This is a genomic window from Cyanobium sp. Morenito 9A2 (assembly GCF_024345575.1).
Taxonomy (GTDB): domain Bacteria; phylum Cyanobacteriota; class Cyanobacteriia; order PCC-6307; family Cyanobiaceae; genus ATX-6F1.
In genome coordinates this window covers 13351-29615 of sequence record NZ_JAGQBJ010000003.1, presented here as the reverse complement: position 1 = coordinate 29615, position 16265 = coordinate 13351, and the positions used below count along the sequence as shown (strand labels likewise).

Genomic DNA, 16265 nt, shown 5'->3' with positions numbered 1-16265 from the left:
GCAGGCCTCTCCGATGGTGTAGGCCTCCCGCCTGTCCGTCAGACCCCCCGTTCTGTCTCCTTGGCCAGGGCTTAATCCCTGCGCTGCAGTGCCTCTTACTCCTGCGGAGAATGCAGCGACTAGCACGTTTTGATCTCCCGCAGGCCCTGGGCTCGGAGCCTTTCGTGCTCCTGCTACTCGGCCACCTCAGCCCAGGCTTGGTGTTGGCATCCAGGAACGCCTGCCGCCAACGGTTCAGCTGCTCAGGGAAGGCCCCCCTGCTGCCGCAGGCGGGGGGCTCAATGACGTTGGGGCCAGCGGTCTCCAGCACCACGAAGATCTGGTCGGCAGCATTCAAGCCCTCCAGTCCCGGTGAGAACGCCTCCACCATCTCGGCTTGCAACCACCAGGCCCACAACCATTGGTGGAGGGCGTCGACCTGGGTGCCCAGTTCGTCTGAAATCCGAGCCACGCTCCACCGGTTCGTCTGGATCATCCAGCGTCATCCATCAGCCCATGGCATCACTTCGAGCTGGGTTAACCAATGCAAAAGTCCGCGGCTCCTCAGACTCGCTGAGGCCGCCCATTGAACTGCTCCATCCAGCCCGAGGCTGTACGAATAGGAGGTGGACATCTTTGATGAAGCGAGAGAATCTGCTGCTGTGATCATGTCAACCGATGCCTGTCCATGACGCTTCGGCAGCCTCCCTTTCCGCAGCCTGCTTGCCTTCCGGCCCGCCATAACTTCAGCCACGTCTACCAACGTGGGCACGATCCTTCAGTCCATCTCGGATGACGCCGCTTAGAACCGTGTTGCCATCTCGCCAAAAGTCCGATTCAGCCGCCATTGTTATCGGATCTGCGCCAGCTTGCATTGAGCCATTCGGTGACCACCTGATGCCTTCTTCTGGCTCAGATCACATCTCTCGACCCTGACGCCATGTTTCTCGTCCATACCCGCCCGGCAGAGGCTCCGCTCCTGGCCGCAGCCATCGCCGGTGCCTGTCGGATCGGCCATCGCTGGTCCACAGCCTTCCAGCCCCGCTTTCTCGCCCCGATCTTCCAGGAGCTGCTGGGAGAAACCCTGGATTTCGAACAGCTGGAAGCAATTGATGTGGAGGCGGCGGTTGATCTGTTTCCGCAGCCACAGCAACGACGGGAGCTGGTCGAGCTGCTGGTGCTCGCCGAGATGCTGGTGAATCCAGTGCCGCCAGAGCTTGAACGGTCGATCGAACGCTGGGCGGCACGGTTGGGTGTCGATGACCGCAGCCTGGTCATGGCCCGCGATGTGGCGTTCAACAGCCGGTCGCAGGCCCAGAGTGATTTCTACAGGCTCTTCTGGATGGGGGAGGAAGACCGCCAGGCGGCGGGCTTTGAGCAGCTGCTGGAGCTGCATGGCCCCAAAGCCTGGACCTTCACGTTCGAGCCGGATGCGGCCCTGGCGGCCCGCTGGCGTGCCCTGGCGTCAGCCCCGCCGGGGAGCCTTGGTGCTGCCGTCTGGCGGCATTACCAGAACAACAGGTTCACCACCCCCGGCGAACTGGGTGGCGCCAACGCGGCCCTCGCCCATCACGACTGGCTGCATGTGCTGGGTGATTACCAGGTGGATGTGGTGGGTGAGGTGGAGAATGCCGCCTTTGGTGCCGCCAGCAGCTCAGTGCCGGGAGCCAATCTCTGGTTTCTCGGCGTGATGGCCATGTACGAAGGCGGCTTGTTCGACAGTGTGGTGGCCGGTGGGCAGCAGAACTGTGTGTCGGCGCCTGGGGTTCCTGAGCGGGTTGTGGCCGCCCTCAAGCGGGGCAGGCAATGCTCCCGGGATCTCCTGGCCATCGACTATTTCACCGTGGCCGATCAACCTCTGAAGGAGCTGCAGGAAGCCTGGGGAATTGCTCCTCGCCGCTGACGAGCCGGTTGCACCCCACCGTGCCGTTTCTGTAATTGCCTGGGGCTGCAAGTAGTTTGGAGGGGAACAAGGAGATGATCCAGGCATGGATGTCGCGATTGTTGGCGCCGCTGGAAGTTGTGGCCGCCAACTCGCCAGCCAGCTGCTTGATCGCCGACTTCTGCCTGCCACGGGGCGGCTGCAGCTGGTGGGTCATCAAGGCGGGCGCAGCGCGGATGAGCTGTGGGGCCTGCGCGCTGATCTGGATGATGCGTTCGTCGATGGGGCCCCAGCCCTTGAGGTGGTGGTCGACCCTGCCGATCTGTCCGCTGATCTGGTGGTGATGCTGGCTGGTGTCACGGTGTCCAGCGATCTGGGCGCAGCCGTCGACCGTGCCGCCCTGGGGAAGGCGAATCTGCCGATCTATCAGCTCTATGCCGAGGCCATGGCCGCCCGCAACGGCCCCCCACCCACAGTGATTGTCCAGTCCAACCCGGTGGAACTCGGGGTGCAGGTGTTCGCCGAACGGCTCGGACGCCGCCACGTGATCGGCGCAGGAGCATTGTCTGACAGCCTGCGCGTGCGTGCCGAGCTGGCCGTTGATCTGGGGGTGCGGCGGCCCCAGGTGCAGGCGCTGATGCTTGGCCAGCACGGTGATCATGCGCTGCCTCTGTGGAGCCAGCTGCGGGTCCAGGGTGTGGCCACCGAGGCGGTGGCAGCCCTGGTGCATCGCATCCGCGCCGGGCGAACCCTGGCCGATTTTCCCCAGGAGCTGCGCGCTCACAGGATGGAGATGTTCGGCTTGATCCGCAGCGGGCAGGTGCAGAAGGCCTATGACCTCGTAGAGACGCTCTCCGCAGACCTGCGCGCTGTCGTGAAGCCTTTCTTCATCCACTTCACGGCAGGCCGAACCACCGAAATTGCCACCGCCCATGCGGTTGCCGAAATCATCGCCGCGATGGTTACGGGCGAGCAGCGCATTCTTCCCGCCCAGGTGTTGCTGGCCGGTGAATGGCTGGATCTCCATGGTGTGGTCGCTGCCCCGGTGATCCTGAGCGCCGGTGGCTGGGAAGCCGTGGAGCAACTCGAACTTGAGGCAGACGAGCTGGCTGGCCTGCATGCCGCCATGGCGGCCATCAGCACAGCCAACAGGGCCGTGATGCAGCCCTCATGATCCGCAAGGCAGGCGCTGCGGTGTCACGGGGGGGGGGGCAGCAGCAGGGGAGTCCTATGATGGGTAAATCGGGGCGTGGCGCAGCTTGGTAGCGCGGGTGCTTTGGGAGCACTAGGTCGCAGGTTCGAATCCTGTCGCCCCGACTGCAGTTATACCAAAGGCTCTCGGAGATTCCGGGAGCCCTTCTTTTTGACCATTTTAGGCCCGTTGTGCACATCCCGTGCACATCCACCTCATCTGCCGGGTCTCAGATCGGCTCTTCGATTACCTCCCAGCCCTGCTGCCGGTACCAACGCGCGATCTGGTTCGCCATCCCAGGCGGCACATCGAACACCCGGTGATCAGGACTCGGCAGCTCGTGCGCCTTGCCACCCGCTTTCAGGTAACGGCGCTCACAGCGAATCCGAATCAGTCCGCATGTCACCGCAGGGCCGCAGCTCTCAACCGTTGCCACGGGGCCACAGCACCCCACTGCTGGGCCTGCCGCCGCCACCACCCCCGTCGCTGCCCTGCAGTTGCTTGGCATAGAACGGGTGCTGGCGTACACCAGCGGCACCGACCGCCACCGTGCTCCAGTCCGTGAGGAAGTCAGGAGCAGCAGCGGGCCCCATCGCCAGGGGCTGCAACGGTGCCAGCGGGCAGAAGCTCAACCGATCGGGGACCGTGGTCCACGGCAACGAGCCCACCGTGCTCCAGCCCGCTAACGCCGCAGGCGTCCCGGTTGGCTGCAGGAACCAGAGATCGGTGGCACCGCTGTACGCCGCTGCCAGCTGGTAGAAGGTGCCGCCGCCGGCCGGAGAGGCGGCCCGGCCCAGGCGGCGCGGATCACTGATCTGGTTGCTGCCCAGCCAGAGACAATCCGGCAGCGCAACCCGTGGCTGGATGGTGCCAGGAGCGAACACACCGCTGGTGGTGGTCGCATACAACCCGCAACCGCGAATGAGTTGCTGTTCGCTGCCCGTGGGCGGAGGCGGAATCACAGACGACGCCACCATCGTGTTGTTGTTCCAGATGTAGCTGTTCTGCGAATAGAACATGCCGACATAGGCGTTTGAGCGGTTAAAGAACACATTCCAGCCTGATGTTGCCGGTGACCTGAACAGAACCATCGTGTGGTTCTGCGTGTAGGTGTCCGCGCCGATCGGTGCAATCGAGTAGCAGAAGAACTCACGGCCTGGCGCCGTGTCCTGCAGCACCAGCAACATCGCGCCGTAATCAATCGCGGGCGATCCATCCGGCGCGTAATGGGACAGGCCCGCGTTGACGCTGAACAAGGTCGTCGCGAACGTGCCATAGCCGCCGTTGCTGCTGTCGTTGGTGTAGACGCTCTCCAGGCCCAGCCTCAACAGGGCTGAGCTCGACACTGCGTTGTAGCCCTGCACTTTGCTGGTGTTGTAGAAGCTCAAGAGCACCGGATTGACCGGATGGCCCAGGCGCCACACATACCCGAAGTTCGTTGCACCCGTCGCGGAATTGTGATCCTTGACGATCGACAACGGAACACCGGCATTTCCGGGCGTTGCATTCACCACTGCCGCAAACGCCGAGAAGGCCTCACTCAGCCGCAGCCCAGGGCTATCGACTGCCTTGCTGGTCCAGTTCCAGGAGGCCCATTGCTGGGCTGAGGTGGCGAGGCCCATGGCGTCTCAGGTCAGGTGGGATTAACAACCCGCACCGCCAGGCGGGCGGGACCGAGCTGCAGCCATTCGCTGCCATCAGCCGCCTTGAAGTAGCCAAGGTTGGAGAAGGTGCGGTTGTAGATCGCCAGGTCTTCCGGCAACACCACCGGATCCCACCACTGCACCGGCGGCAGTGGCACCACGTAGCCCACACCAGGCGTGATCGGGATCCACTGCGCCGGACGACTGAGCACAAACGGCGGTCCACTGCTGAACCATTCCTGGCGGAAGCTCCCAGACAGCAGCAGCTGCGGCAGGTTGCGGCTCCAGGCCACCGTGTTGATCACAGCGGCCATGTCGGTGTTCGAGAGGTGCCAGTCACCGGTGGTGACGTCCTTGGCGATCAGCAGCGCCAGGGCCTGTCGGTTCGTGAAGCTGTGCTGAGAGAACGAGAAGGCGAAGAACTCCTGGCCCGGTTTCAGGCTCCAGGCCGTCGCCGCACCAATCGGCATGGGCAGCGTCACCGTGCCCGCTGTGTTCGTCGTGCCCCGGCCACCGGAAAGCAACCCGTGATTACCCAGGCCGCCAGCCGGTGCATGGCCCGCAGCCAGGCCCACCTGGGCGGTCACCGCCGCCGTGGTCGTGTTCAACACCCACTGGCTCATCAGCTCCACCGGCGAGCCACCGCTCAGCGCAGCCAGCCGTGCCTTGATCGTCCAACCGAGGAAGCCCGGCGCCCCCGCGCTGTTGGTGAGCAGGCTCAGCAACTGGCCCAGGTTCTGAGAATTGGCCGCACTGATCCAGGTGGCCAGCTCCGTGTCCACCAACGCCGCCATGGCGCTCAGCACACCCAGGGCGTTTGGCTCGTCACCACGCCGGCTGAGATCGCGGATCGTTGCCGCCATCAGCTGCCCGCCGTGTCGTGCTCGACCAGGGCCCGCACCGTCACCGTCGCCGCATGGGCCACATTCAGCGCGGTCCTCACCCGAGCAAAAAGCCGCGCCTGCAGCGGCGTCTCACCGTTGGAGTAGGTCGAGCCCGGTGCGGGCAGCAGCAACGGATTCACGCCATCGAAGCTCAGATCCAGGAGCACCCCGGCTGAGAGCGGCGGATCCTCCACGATCGGCCGCGCCGTATCAGCGTTCCGCGCCTGCGCGCTCGCATAAAAGGTGATCCAGGCTGCGATGTCACAACCGACCGCCAGGAAGCGGCCATCAGTGCCCAGCTCCACAAAAGTCAGATCCAGAACCGACGGCGCCGAAACGGTCGCCGTGACCCGCTGCTCCTCCACGCGCCGAGGCGTGTCGATCCTCGCCACCCAACCCATCAGGGCACCACAGGGATCTTGCGGATGGCGCGTGTCGTCTGGCTGAAGCTCTTGCTGATCGGCCCCCAGGAGCCGTAATACCAGTCCTGGCAGATCGCAGTGGTGGCCTGATCCTCAGTTGAGGTCCACATGTTCCCCTCGAAGAACGCCTGAGCACCACCAATGGAGAAGCCCGCCACCACGGTCTGCGGCGGGATCGACATGCTGTAGTTGGCCGTCGTCACCGGCACCGCGTAAGCATTGGCGCCGAACCCTCCAGTGTTGCCGTCGGTGTTGTCGGGCTTGAACTTGCGGAACAGGATCTCCAGCTCGTAGAGCGCCGGCACATACCAGTCCGTGTAGCCGCCGATCGTGAGCGCCCGCGCCCACTGGGCAGCGGGATGGCCCGCATCATTGGCGGCGTTGCTGTTGGCCAGGCCGTCAAAGGTGCTCGTGGCCCCGGCGGTGGCCGTGTTGGCGGTCTTGAGCACCTTCAGGGCCTGACCGGTGGACTTGGGCGAAATGATCAGCGCATGGGTCGCCACACCATTCGCCGTAGTCGAGATCAACCCGCCGTAGTAGCCGCCCTCGAGTGCGCCGCCGATCGCCGGCAGGCTGCCAACCGGAGTGCCAGCACTCACCGTCAGCTTGTAGACGGTCCCCGAGACCGTATCGAGGTACATGTCCCCGTCGATCTGGCCGGGAATGTTGGCCGGTGGCGGCCCGGAGCCCACAAACCACCGGTGCCGCGGGAGCCCGCCGCACCGGTGGTGCCAGCCGCGCCAGCCGGGCCCTGGATGCCCGCTGCTCCAGCCGTACCAGCCGGGCCCTGAGCTCCAGCGGCGCCAGCCGGACCTTGAGCACCAGCCGTTCCAGCGGGGCCCGTCGGCCCGGCCGGGCCTTGGATTGCGCCTGCATTGACCCAGACGTTGCCGGTAGCGTCCCAGGAGTAGAGCGTGTCGCCCTCGTCCGCGACGAGGTAGGCATCACCCTGCTGCCGGTTGGTGGTCGGCAGCGCCGAGTAGGTGGCCACCGAACCCTTGAGGTTGATGCCGGTGCCCGCCGCGCCTTGCGGGCCGGCCGGACCGGTTGCTCCAGGAGCTCCAGCCGTTCCGGCTGGGCCGGCTGGGCCGGTTGCCCCGGCTGCACCGGCTGTGCCGGGCGTTCCCTGCGGGCCTGACGGACCTTGGGGACCAGCGGCACCCGCCGCTCCGGCCGCTCCAGCTGGACCTGGGCTGCCCTGCGGGCCAAGCAGCGAGCCGGTGTTGCTCCAGGGCATTGAGGGCGAGGTCCCGCGTCACGTCACCAGCTATTGCCATTGATGATTCCGCTACCCGAATCTCTCTCTGCTGATCAGCAGAGTTGATAGCTCGTTCTTTCCATCAACCAGAAGGCACGAACACTCATAGGATCTGGGCCACTGAGGGACAAATGAAAAGCTGCCCAGCACCTGCGTAGATCGAGCAGGACATCCGCAGTATCCAGCATCTGATGTGCCCTCATGCCGTGAGCACGAACAAGATCTATGCCTGTTCTCGATCATGGACCGCTTGGGGTCATAAGCCCGCAGACATTGTGTAGCTCCAGGATCAAGTGGTTCTCGGGTCCGAGAACCACGGTAAAGCTTGTATAGGTGAATCTGAAAGCCTATGATGCGGCTAGGTTCTTGCCATGCGCCCAATGTCCTTGAGCCGTGGTTCACGGAAAGGGGTGAACACTCAGCGGCGGTTCACGGAAACCATCCAATAACAAGTTCGCTAACAATATGAGCACACCAACAGCACCAACGGCACCAGAGGGCGGAGAGCCCAATGGCAATAACCCAAAAAAGGAATGGACTCTGTTAAAAGCAGTAGAGTTTGTCCTGGCTAAACCTGAAGACATAAAAAAGGAGACAGACGCGATACTGAGAAAATACCGCAGACGGTATCAGGGTGAACGTGATGAGGAGGACGTCAAGGAAATGGTAGCCAACAAGGTCATCAAGAACTACAGCTACATGGCGGCATTCACTGGAGGCACAACTGCCCTTGCTGGAGTTGTCCCCGGTATCGGAACAGTTGCCGCTGTCGCCGGCGGTGCAACTGCCGATATCGCCCTTTGCATGAAGTTTCAGGTCGAGATGGTGATGTCCCTCGCTCATATCTACAATCACGATATCCTCTCGGAAGAGGAGAGACGGCTTTGTTACATTATCGCAGGCCTCGGGGCTATCAATCAAGCTACGCAAAAGGGTACCAAGGAGGTTGGGTCAAAAGCATTTACCAAGATGGTTCAGAAATATCTACAGGGCTCCACCTTAGTTGCGGTCAAAGAGATTTTTAAAAGAGTCGGAATTACTTTTACACGATAGGGTTTGGAGAAAGCTATTCCATTTGGCGTGGGTGTCATCATCGGATTCTCCGTCAACAAGACTTTGACATGGTACATCGGGGTTAGAGCCAGAGACTATTTTCAAGTGAATTAACAGAAGCGAACAGACCGATGGACCTAATCCCTATGCCTGCGGCACTTCTAGTATTTCGCCTGCGGAGCAGGCTCGGATGCCAGAAGCAAGTAGGGATAGGTCATCGGGGACGTTAGGCTATTGAAATGACGCTAAACGAACGCGCGATAACGTCTCGACTCAGGCGGCACTTCCTCTCGAAGGGATTGAGACCAATTGGGAAGCTCAACGTGTTTGACCACCTAGACGATGCAGAGGAGCGCACATTCATTGTAGATTTAACAATCGAGCCGATAGCATCAAAGGGCAACAGGAGTCACGAAGTTGCCTGCTCCGATATTTGTAGATTTCGTCAGCACGAAAGTGATCTTGACAGTGCCTTAAACGACTTGCTAGGCGTTTGCGAATTTCCTGCGACCGTTGACTTTGATAAAGGGTGGCGCAAGGAAGCCAACCCCAATCCAATGGTCGGTCTTGCAATTGAAGTCGAGAATGCAAAATCGAAATACTTCCTAGGCAGTCTACTTGCAGCATCATGCACTGGGCGCTGGGGACTGTTGGTGGTCCCCGACACTCCAGAAACATCGCGCTGGATTATGACAGTCCGAAGGATGATTCACAAAGGCAGTCGATCTCCGATACCCTCTAATATTGTAATCTTCAAATGGAACCGCCTTGAGGAATATATCAATAATGAAGAGAATGTTGACTAACACCGCCATGCGCCAAAGCCGCCGCCTTATGCGTGCATCTACAGCCTTGTCATCTTGCGGCTTGGCGAAGGTGCGTGTCAGTGAATATCATCAGAAGAGAACGCTACGACCATCACTGAACATGCTTGGACAATCTGTTCCCAATGGGATGTGGTGATCACCAGCCGGGGCGGCCCCTCTTGAGCAGAAGCTACATGCTGCAGCAGCTTCTGCCTCCGGGCATGAAGCTCCCGCCAGGACGGCGGCAGCTTGAGCAGGAGGACGTGGTAACTCAGGAATTGGCTGATCTCTCCATTCGCTTAGATGCGCATAGTCACGAAGGCTGGAACCAAGGTCTGGGCGGTATCGACGAGCCGGCATTGATCAAGGCGAGGGTGGGGTATTCCAGCCAGGGCTGCAAGTCAGCCGAGGCGGCATCGCGGAAGGCCGAGGCCACGGGGTGGTGTGCTGCAGGGGGCTATTGAGGCTCAGGTCAGCAACCAATCGCTGCCGCTCCAGCATTTCGCCGGCTTCTCCACCCATGCGCCACCGCTCCACACCTTCGCCGGCCGACGCAGCCAGGCGCCGCTGCTCCACAAAGAGAGCAAGCCATCGCCCCCCGGCGGCGGCTCAACCGCCCAGAAGAATTCATCGGTGATGATCTGCCCCGCCGGGCCCCGGTCCCAGCGATCGGAGCCACCCGTGAAGGGCAAAGCACGATCTCGAACTTCACGGCTCACAGCTCAGCCAGCCGAGAAGCGCACCACACCCTTGGCCACTCCAGTGGTCGTGGTCGTGCAGAGCGTGATCAAGGCCAGGCAAGCATCATTGGCGATCTGAGGCAGCCCCAGGCCCGCCCAGTCGAAGACTTCCGCCTTGTTCGCCACCACCGTGAAGAACCCGGCGCGGTAACGGGTGCAGGTCACCCCGAAGCTCCCGGCGGTGCCGGTCGTGAGGCTGAGGATGACGCTGTTCACCGCCTTGATGCCGGTCTTACCGGCCTCGGGGAGGATCTGATAGAGGCCGCTGGCGCGGCTGGTGGCTGCTAGCGCCACCACGATGTTGCCTGTGGTGTCATCGCTGTAGGTCACGGCCACGGTCGCGTTCACCCCCGTTCCGCCCGTGTCTGTGTACCACTCGAGCCACCATTGCATCTGACTGTGATCCGCCGGGCCGATGCGCTCAGCAGACACTCCAGCAAGGGTCAGCGGCAGGTTGGTGGTCTGAGACGTCGCCACGTTGCCCACCAGGCCGCCCTGATGGCAGAGGCGATCGTGGATCTCCAGCGTGGCCGTCGCCAAGCTCGTGGCCACATCCACCAAGGCCAGGTAGTTCGCCACCGGCAACACCTGGTTGTCGAAGGGCAGGGCACCGAGCAAGGCCTTGGTGCAGGCCACCTGCGCCGCCGGGATCGCACCCTGCCCGGGCTGGCCAGTGGCCCGCCAGAGCGAGTAGAAGCGACCGGCAACGGCGTTCGCCACAGAAGCCTTATCGAACAGCGCGTGGCGGGAGTTCGCCAGCGCGGCGATCAGCTGGTCGCGGGTGGTGATCGCCATGGTCAGTTCGTGTCGATCCAGAGGTCACCGCTGGAGGGAGCAGGCGGCGGGGTGGGCCCCACCGTCAGCCGAGCGGCATCGAGCTTTTGCGCCAGGGCCTGCTGCAGGTCGCTCTGATCGCTGAGGGTGCCTGTGATCGCACCCCACGCAGCAGCAGGGCCAGCAGGGCCAGTAGCTCCAGCTGCGCCAGAGGGGCCCTTGATCGAATCACCGGTGGAATCCCAGCCCATGTGCTCCTGGCTCTACGAGCTCTATTGCCACTGATGATTCCGGGACCCCACCAACACGGGCCTGACCCATCTATTGCCTGACCCGTCCCGTTCTGGAGCGGTGTCTTTGCGTCAGTCCAACAATCAGAGGCCGCCTCCACTCATCAGCTCATAGACCGTGCCGGTGAGACGGTCGAGGTAGAGATCGCCCGGAGCCGGCGGCGGATTCAGCGCCGCGCTCAGCGGCGGCCCATCACCGGAATACCAGCGGGTGCCGCGACTGGCGGCGCCGCTGCCGTACATCACCGCCAGCGCCGGCTTGCCGTCAACAGGGCTCGGCAGCAGCGCCAGCCCGCCGTCCGGATGCAAGCGCAGACGCCACAGCTCGGTCTGCGAACCGTTGTAGGCACGCCCGTCGAGGCCGTCGCCCGGCACCAGGGGCTCCACACCGGCCAGGCCGCCGCTCCCATCGCCGCCGCCCGAGAGCCCCTGCTGCACCACGCTCGGCGGAACCGGGCAACCCAGCAGCGCCACAGGCAAGCTGGCCACCGTCAGGCCGATCGACACGATCACCGTCAGATCCACACGATCGAGGTACACATGCCGCGGCATCGGCACCTCCCGCGAGAGGGCATCCCAGCCGATCGTCTCGATGCTTCCATCGCCCCAGTTCACCTGGATCGGCTGGGGCGCCTTGATCAGCGGGTCGATCGTGAGCGCAATCGGCGCACAACCGATCGGATCACTCCAGAGCCGATCTGAGGGCATCCAGAACAACTCCAGCGCCTGGGCTGGCACCGTCCCCACCCGAAAGCCCAGCTGCAGCCAGCGGTCGGCCTCATGGTGCAAGACCCACTCCTCCTGACCCGGACAGCCATACGGGGGGAGCAGCCGCACCCGGCCGCTCTCATCGACTGGAGGCAAGGGGTAAGGCATGAACAGGCGATTCCTCGCACGAGGGTGGCGCTATCTCCCTTTGCCAGGCCGCAGAGCGGTGCCGCAGGGCTCAGCCCAGCAAATCGCTCGGAACCATCGGCTCGGGCTCTGTGGCCGGAACATCAAGGCCAGGCACCGGCTGGGGCGTCGGCTCAGTCGCCAGCGTCTCGGCTTGCTCTACCAGCTCGCTCTTGGTCTGAGAGGGGTCGAGGGCGACGCCGTAGGTGGCCTCGACCTCCGCAACGATCTGAGCCTTCGTCATCGACGCGAAATCAGTCGCATCGGCAGGCGCCACCTCAGGCACTACAGGTTCGAGTGCATCCGGGATGGCTCCCGGAAGTGGCTCCACTGCGGGCACCTCAAGCGCCTCGGGCGGCACAGGCACAACAGGATCCACAGGCGCCTCGGGCACCTCAGGCTCAGCACGATCCTCCGCACCCGTGCTCGGATCGACGTTCACCGGCGGATGCACCTTCCAGCCGTCCGCCGCCCAGCGCTCGGAATGAACCGGGTACACGAACTGATCGTGTCGACCCGATTTGGAGATGCGCAGCATCCCCTCAGGCGGCAGTTCCAGCACAGGATCAGAGTCCATCAGTTCAACTTCCACGGTCGGATCGCTGGGGGTCAGTGGATCAGTGGGCTGCTCGGGGGGTAGATCCGGTGTCGGTGCGGTCGGAACCGTTGGATCCGTGCCCTCCACCTCCGGCTGCGGCGGGGCCCAGGGCCGCCCTGGCTTGGTCGGTTTGTACCTCCTCTTGGGGGGCTTGGGCGCCGGCGGCGACGGCGGGTCCGGCTTGCCTTTTTCAAGGTCGCTCATGGCCGCCTCAGTAGGTGAGGCTGACGTGGGCGCCGTTCGGGGTCGACGGCGTCAACGTGGCCTTGGCATAGAAGAAGGCCGGCAGCTCGACGTTGGCGGCATCAGCAGGTGCCACCGCCAAACTGCCGCCCGCGATCGGGGCCTCCACCTGACCACCAGCGGCGGGGATCGCCACGGTGGCCGCCGTCACCCAGGTGCCGACGGTGCCGTCCTTGAGCAGCGGCGCCAGTTGCAGCACCACCGTCACCGCCGCAACGGCACCGGGGTGGCTCGCCAGCAGCGTGAAGGCTCCAGCCGCATCAAGCGGCGTGGTCAGCCGCACCACCTCAGCGCTGACGCGGGTGCGCTCAAAGGGGTCAGTGGCGTTGTAGTTGACCCAGCCAACCAGCGTCGTGGCGGCGTCGATCAGTTTGTTGCCCTGCAGGGCCATGGTCGTGTCCTCTCAGAAGGTGAATGGGGAGGGGGATCAGGCCACAGCTGGGCCGATGTTGTAGAGGCGAGCGATCGCCTTGTCATTGACCACCGCATAACCGACGTACCAATCGACGCGGGTGCGGAACACCGGAGCATCCTGTACTTCGCCGAAGTCCCGCACCGAGATGCCGTAGCGACCCTCGAACGGGCCCTGGATGCCGGTCATCAGCTCATCACCGAGCGCCACGCAGTAGATCGACGTGGTGTTGGCCGCCTCCCCGAAGCCCAGCACCTCGTGGCCCTGGGCGTCCTGATCGACCACCAGGATCTCGGTGTCCTCGAACCAGTGGCGGCCGTCGATCACCTGATACAGATCGCCGCCAGCAACGCGGCAGGCTGAGCTGATCTGGCGCCGGCCCGCCTTGCTGGTCAGCAGCACCTTCTCACCGCCGAGGGCGTTGACCGAATCAACCACCGCTTCCAGCTTGGTGAGCTTGACGGTGCCGCTGATGTTGTCGACGGTCTGAGCCCCGCCAGGGACCAGCCGCTTGCTCAGGCCGTTGAACGCCCGTGGATCAAAGGTGGCGTCACCGTTGATGATCGCCGCCTCCAGGGTGAGCCGCATCGAGCGCACCTTCTGCTCCGTCTGAGAAGCACGGGCCTCAGGGCCGTTGAGATCAACGATCGAGCGGTCCACATCGAGATCACCACCGAAGAGGTGAACGAACTCGCTCTCCTGCGCCACCGCCCCGTAATCACGGCGGTAGCCCTCATTCACAGCACGAAAGCCGACGCGGGGCAGTTTCTTTTCCTTGGCGAACTGCAGGGCGCCGCCTGAGAGGTTGCGGAACGGCAAACGACGAAGCAGCTGACCTTCCGTGAAGGTCTTGGTCACCGCGAGCCGATCGACTCGGGTTTCGTGCTTCATCGCCTCGATCAACGTGAGGCCCATGGTCACTCCCGGGGCCTGACCCCAGCAACGTCACCACCTATTGCCATGGGCGAGCACGGGGGTTGGTGACTCAGTCGCCATGGCAGGCACCTCGATCGTCCGCTTCGCCTGGCTCTGCCAGTGACCAGAAGCAGCGCTCAGCTTCTTGCCGTTTCGGGCTGATCTGGGTGGCCTTGGGCGGCGAAGCAGAAGCAGAAAGCCTGTCGATTTTGACTCAAGAGGGTTAGGTTTGATGCAAATGCATCAGATCCATGCCCCTTGTTGATCGCTCGCCACCAGTCGCCGCCTCAGCGGATCCGCTCACTGACGCCCAGCTTCTGCTCCAGGCGGTGGTGCGGGCTGCGGAAGAACTGGATCTGAGCCGCTCCGCCCTGGCGCGGGTGCTGGGTCGCGACCGTTCGCTCTTTGTCCGTGGCAAAGGCATTGAGCCGCTCTCCAAGACCGGCGAGCTGGCACTGTTGGTGGTGCGCCTCTACCGCAGCCTGGCGGTGCTGGTGGGCAACGACCCTGCTCAGATGCGCCACTGGTTTCATACCGCCAATCGCCACACCGGCGGCGTGCCGGCCGAGCAGGTGCAGCGCACCGAGGCGCTCGTCGAGATCGTGCAGTACCTCGATGCCATGCGCGCCCGGATCTGAGCGCGATGGATCTGCTCGCCATCGCCCAGGCCGCCGCGGTTGTGCCCTTGAAGGGAACGGTGCTGCGACTGGTGCAGCAGCAGGGCATCGACACGCTTGGCCCCCTGGTGGATGACCTCGAGCAGCTGGCGCGTCTGGAGGGCCTGGTGGAATCCAGCAAGCCCCCGTTGCCCTCCTTCTCACCGCCCACGCCCAGCCATCCGCTGCTCACCACCCCGTTCCGCTATCCGCCCCTGCTCCATGGTTCGCGCTTTGGGGGGCGGGAGCACAGGGGGATGTTTTATGGCTCACGCAGCCGCTCCGGATCGCTGGTGGAAGGCGCGTACTACGCCCTGTTGTTCTGGGAGGGCCAGGTGACCGCCCCCACTGCACCGATTCGCCGCCGCCAGGCCCTGTTCTCGGTGGAGATCGACACCTGCCGCGGACTGCAGCTGCAAAACCTTGCCATCGCAGGCGCCCAGGCGGCACTACGCGACCCGCGTCACTACGGAGCCAGCCAACGGCTGGGGAACTGGATGCGCGAGGCCGCTATCGAGGCGTTTGAATACCTCAGCGCTCGCTCAAGAGAGCCGCTGGTCCAGGTGGGGGTGTTCACCCCGGCGGCCCTCGGCTCCACACCCTTTGATCAGGTGGAGATCACCTGCGAGATCTGCGCTGATCACGCCTCCTTCCTGAGTCATGACGATGGGCGGATCCATCGCTTTGCCAGGGAGTTGTTTCTGGTGGATGGGGAGCTGCCACAGGCGGCCATCTGAACCCGGCGCTCCAGCAGGCCCGGATGAGACCAGGGGGGCTTTTCCAGTGATCGGCGGTACCCCAATGTCACCGTCACAGGCCAGGACGTGAAACCCCTGGCCCAAAAGGGTTGGGGCTCAGGGGATCCGCAGTGTCCACGGCGGCGCAAGGGCTACGCAAGCGGCTACGCCGCCCTTGCCCTCGCCGTGGTGGCGCTGCGGGTCCATCGCCCTATCCGGCCGTGTCCATCCATCTGCTGTTGATCTCCCGCGAGGAGCGCCCGAGCCACGCCTTCTCGCGCATCCGGCTTGTCGTCTGCCCCACGCCAGATCTCGATCACACCCTGCTGAGTTGCCTGGTCGGCTGCCCGCCAGAGGAGCTGGAATTCACACGGGTCGGCCCGGTTGAAGTTGCCCATGGCGGCCAGTGGGCCAAGAAACGCCAGCTCGATTCCCTGCGCTGGCCGTTCCTCGATCGGCCGGTCATTCATGGCCCCGCCATCGGCCTGCGCATGGGAGCGCGCTGGCCCGGAGAGTGCGCCTGCCAGGAGCCCTTGGCCATGCGGCCCCTCACCGAATGGGAAGGCCGCAGTGCCCTTGGGTGGCTGGAGGGCAAAGCCGAGCCGCTCGGCCGGCTCCACTGCCCGGTGGATGAAGCCTTCACCGGCAGCCTCTGCTACCCGCAGCTTGTGAAGTATCGAGCGGCCGATCAGGCCGGCAAGCTCGCCATCCGCCTGCAGGTGTTGGCCCAGCGCAAGGCAGCGATGAAAGCCCTCAGGCCAAAGATCGAGGCCCAGATGGCTGCCGATCAAATCAAGTATCCGGTCGGTGCCTGGCTGGCCGAGCACAAAGCCCGCATGCAACAGCTCTCGCGCCACTGATGCGGCGGGCCGGCCCCTGGCCGGTCC

19 protein-coding genes and 1 tRNA gene are annotated in these 16265 nt (G+C 63.8%); 9 read left to right on the top strand and 11 right to left on the bottom strand.

The window, feature by feature from the left end; genetic code table 11:
* The first annotated feature begins 919 nt into the window (after nt 1-919).
* The 3 genes from KBY88_RS05290 to KBY88_RS05280 all read left to right on the top strand — a co-directional run bounded on the left by KBY88_RS05290 (nt 920) and on the right by KBY88_RS05280 (nt 3178).
* The gene (locus KBY88_RS05290) at nt 920-1882 is read left to right on the top strand and encodes a hypothetical protein (RefSeq protein ID WP_254938876.1); all 963 of its coding nucleotides are present in this window, start codon (nt 920-922) and stop codon (nt 1880-1882) included.
* A gap of 85 nt (nt 1883-1967) precedes the next feature.
* Nucleotides 1968-3035, top strand: a complete 1068-nt coding sequence (locus KBY88_RS05285; protein WP_254938875.1) for a lactate/malate family dehydrogenase — start codon at nt 1968-1970, stop codon at nt 3033-3035.
* Nucleotides 3036-3104: 69 nt separating this feature from the next.
* A tRNA-Pro gene (locus KBY88_RS05280) sits at nt 3105-3178 on the top strand.
* A gap of 297 nt (nt 3179-3475) precedes the next feature.
* Here the strand turns inward: KBY88_RS05280 and KBY88_RS05275 are convergent.
* From KBY88_RS05275 to KBY88_RS05260, 4 genes are read right to left on the bottom strand one after another with little or no spacing between them, the layout of a single operon-like run.
* Nucleotides 3476-4675: a hypothetical protein gene (locus KBY88_RS05275; RefSeq protein WP_254938874.1), complete on the bottom strand. Its 1200-nt coding sequence runs from the start codon at nt 4673-4675 to the stop codon at nt 3476-3478.
* Between the two features lie 11 nt (nt 4676-4686).
* Complete coding sequence (locus tag KBY88_RS05270; RefSeq protein WP_254938873.1) at nt 4687-5559, bottom strand: hypothetical protein; 873 nt, start codon at nt 5557-5559, stop codon at nt 4687-4689.
* The gene (locus tag KBY88_RS05265; protein WP_254938872.1) at nt 5559-5972 is read right to left on the bottom strand and encodes a hypothetical protein; all 414 of its coding nucleotides are present in this window, start codon (nt 5970-5972) and stop codon (nt 5559-5561) included. The genes KBY88_RS05270 and KBY88_RS05265 overlap by 1 nt, the downstream gene beginning before the upstream one ends.
* 8 nt (nt 5973-5980) lie before the next feature.
* On the bottom strand, nt 5981-6643 hold the full coding sequence (locus KBY88_RS05260; protein WP_254938871.1) for a hypothetical protein: 663 nt from the start codon (nt 6641-6643) through the stop codon (nt 5981-5983).
* Nucleotides 6644-7725: 1082 nt separating this feature from the next.
* Here KBY88_RS05260 and KBY88_RS05255 point away from each other — a divergent pair.
* From KBY88_RS05255 to KBY88_RS05245, 3 genes are all read left to right on the top strand, one after another.
* Nucleotides 7726-8313: a hypothetical protein gene (locus tag KBY88_RS05255; protein WP_254938870.1), complete on the top strand. Its 588-nt coding sequence runs from the start codon at nt 7726-7728 to the stop codon at nt 8311-8313.
* A gap of 323 nt (nt 8314-8636) precedes the next feature.
* Entirely contained in the window at nt 8637-9119 is a 483-nt protein-coding gene (locus KBY88_RS05250; protein WP_254938869.1) for a hypothetical protein, read from the top strand.
* 194 nt (nt 9120-9313) lie between these two features.
* Nucleotides 9314-9583, top strand: coding sequence for a hypothetical protein (locus KBY88_RS05245; RefSeq protein ID WP_254938868.1), 270 nt, complete (start codon nt 9314-9316; stop codon nt 9581-9583).
* Between the two features lie 3 nt (nt 9584-9586).
* Here the strand turns inward: KBY88_RS05245 and KBY88_RS05240 are convergent, their stop codons facing one another.
* The 7 genes from KBY88_RS05240 to KBY88_RS05210 form a co-directional block, all read right to left on the bottom strand.
* Nucleotides 9587-9838, bottom strand: a complete 252-nt coding sequence (locus tag KBY88_RS05240; RefSeq protein ID WP_254938867.1) for a hypothetical protein — start codon at nt 9836-9838, stop codon at nt 9587-9589.
* Between the two features lie 3 nt (nt 9839-9841).
* Nucleotides 9842-10654 carry a hypothetical protein gene (locus KBY88_RS05235; RefSeq protein WP_254938866.1) on the bottom strand — a complete coding sequence of 271 codons (813 nt, stop codon included), beginning with the start codon at nt 10652-10654 and terminating at the stop codon, nt 9842-9844.
* A gap of 2 nt (nt 10655-10656) precedes the next feature.
* A complete protein-coding gene (locus KBY88_RS05230) occupies nt 10657-10884 on the bottom strand; it encodes a hypothetical protein (RefSeq protein ID WP_254938865.1) in 228 nt (75 codons plus the stop codon).
* A 123-nt stretch (nt 10885-11007) separates the two neighbouring features.
* Nucleotides 11008-11799: a hypothetical protein gene (locus tag KBY88_RS05225; protein ID WP_254938864.1), complete on the bottom strand. Its 792-nt coding sequence runs from the start codon at nt 11797-11799 to the stop codon at nt 11008-11010.
* Nucleotides 11800-11869: 70 nt separating this feature from the next.
* Entirely contained in the window at nt 11870-12619 is a 750-nt protein-coding gene (locus KBY88_RS05220; protein ID WP_254938863.1) for a hypothetical protein, read from the bottom strand.
* 7 nt (nt 12620-12626) lie between these two features.
* Entirely contained in the window at nt 12627-13049 is a 423-nt protein-coding gene (locus KBY88_RS05215; RefSeq protein ID WP_094556729.1) for a hypothetical protein, read from the bottom strand.
* A gap of 36 nt (nt 13050-13085) precedes the next feature.
* A complete protein-coding gene (locus tag KBY88_RS05210) occupies nt 13086-13985 on the bottom strand; it encodes a major capsid protein (protein ID WP_254938862.1) in 900 nt (299 codons plus the stop codon).
* 251 nt (nt 13986-14236) lie between these two features.
* Between KBY88_RS05210 and KBY88_RS05205 the strand changes: the two genes are divergently transcribed.
* The 3 genes from KBY88_RS05205 to KBY88_RS05195 all read left to right on the top strand — a co-directional run bounded on the left by KBY88_RS05205 (nt 14237) and on the right by KBY88_RS05195 (nt 16238).
* A complete protein-coding gene (locus KBY88_RS05205; protein ID WP_254938861.1) occupies nt 14237-14623 on the top strand; it encodes an MbcA/ParS/Xre antitoxin family protein in 387 nt (128 codons plus the stop codon).
* A gap of 5 nt (nt 14624-14628) precedes the next feature.
* Nucleotides 14629-15378, top strand: a complete 750-nt coding sequence (locus KBY88_RS05200) for an RES family NAD+ phosphorylase (protein ID WP_254938860.1) — start codon at nt 14629-14631, stop codon at nt 15376-15378.
* 221 nt (nt 15379-15599) lie between these two features.
* The gene (locus KBY88_RS05195; RefSeq protein ID WP_254938859.1) at nt 15600-16238 is read left to right on the top strand and encodes a hypothetical protein; all 639 of its coding nucleotides are present in this window, start codon (nt 15600-15602) and stop codon (nt 16236-16238) included.
* Nucleotides 16239-16265 lie beyond the last annotated feature (27 nt).

Excerpts from the sequence above, each read along its gene's own strand:
- KBY88_RS05200 (WP_254938860.1), top strand. The coding sequence starts at position 14,629 with ATGGATCTGCTCGCCATCGCCCAGGCCGCCGCGGTTGTGCCCTTGAAG.
- KBY88_RS05270 (WP_254938873.1), bottom strand. The coding sequence starts at position 5,559 with ATGGCGGCAACGATCCGCGATCTCAGCCGGCGTGGTGACGAGCCAAAC.
- KBY88_RS05260 (WP_254938871.1), bottom strand. The coding sequence starts at position 6,643 with ATGTACCTCGATACGGTCTCGGGGACCGTCTACAAGCTGACGGTGAGT.
- KBY88_RS05235 (WP_254938866.1), bottom strand. The coding sequence starts at position 10,654 with ATGGCGATCACCACCCGCGACCAGCTGATCGCCGCGCTGGCGAACTCC.
- KBY88_RS05230 (WP_254938865.1), bottom strand. The coding sequence starts at position 10,884 with ATGGGCTGGGATTCCACCGGTGATTCGATCAAGGGCCCCTCTGGCGCA.
- KBY88_RS05220 (WP_254938863.1), bottom strand. The coding sequence starts at position 12,619 with ATGAGCGACCTTGAAAAAGGCAAGCCGGACCCGCCGTCGCCGCCGGCG.
- KBY88_RS05290 (WP_254938876.1), top strand. The coding sequence starts at position 920 with ATGTTTCTCGTCCATACCCGCCCGGCAGAGGCTCCGCTCCTGGCCGCA.
- KBY88_RS05210 (WP_254938862.1), bottom strand. The coding sequence starts at position 13,985 with ATGGGCCTCACGTTGATCGAGGCGATGAAGCACGAAACCCGAGTCGAT.
- KBY88_RS05225 (WP_254938864.1), bottom strand. The coding sequence starts at position 11,799 with ATGCCTTACCCCTTGCCTCCAGTCGATGAGAGCGGCCGGGTGCGGCTG.
- KBY88_RS05245 (WP_254938868.1), top strand. The coding sequence starts at position 9,314 with ATGCTGCAGCAGCTTCTGCCTCCGGGCATGAAGCTCCCGCCAGGACGG.
- KBY88_RS05215 (WP_094556729.1), bottom strand. The coding sequence starts at position 13,049 with ATGGCCCTGCAGGGCAACAAACTGATCGACGCCGCCACGACGCTGGTT.
- KBY88_RS05285 (WP_254938875.1), top strand. The coding sequence starts at position 1,968 with ATGGATGTCGCGATTGTTGGCGCCGCTGGAAGTTGTGGCCGCCAACTC.
- KBY88_RS05255 (WP_254938870.1), top strand. The coding sequence starts at position 7,726 with ATGAGCACACCAACAGCACCAACGGCACCAGAGGGCGGAGAGCCCAAT.
- KBY88_RS05275 (WP_254938874.1), bottom strand. The coding sequence starts at position 4,675 with ATGGGCCTCGCCACCTCAGCCCAGCAATGGGCCTCCTGGAACTGGACC.
- KBY88_RS05205 (WP_254938861.1), top strand. The coding sequence starts at position 14,237 with ATGCCCCTTGTTGATCGCTCGCCACCAGTCGCCGCCTCAGCGGATCCG.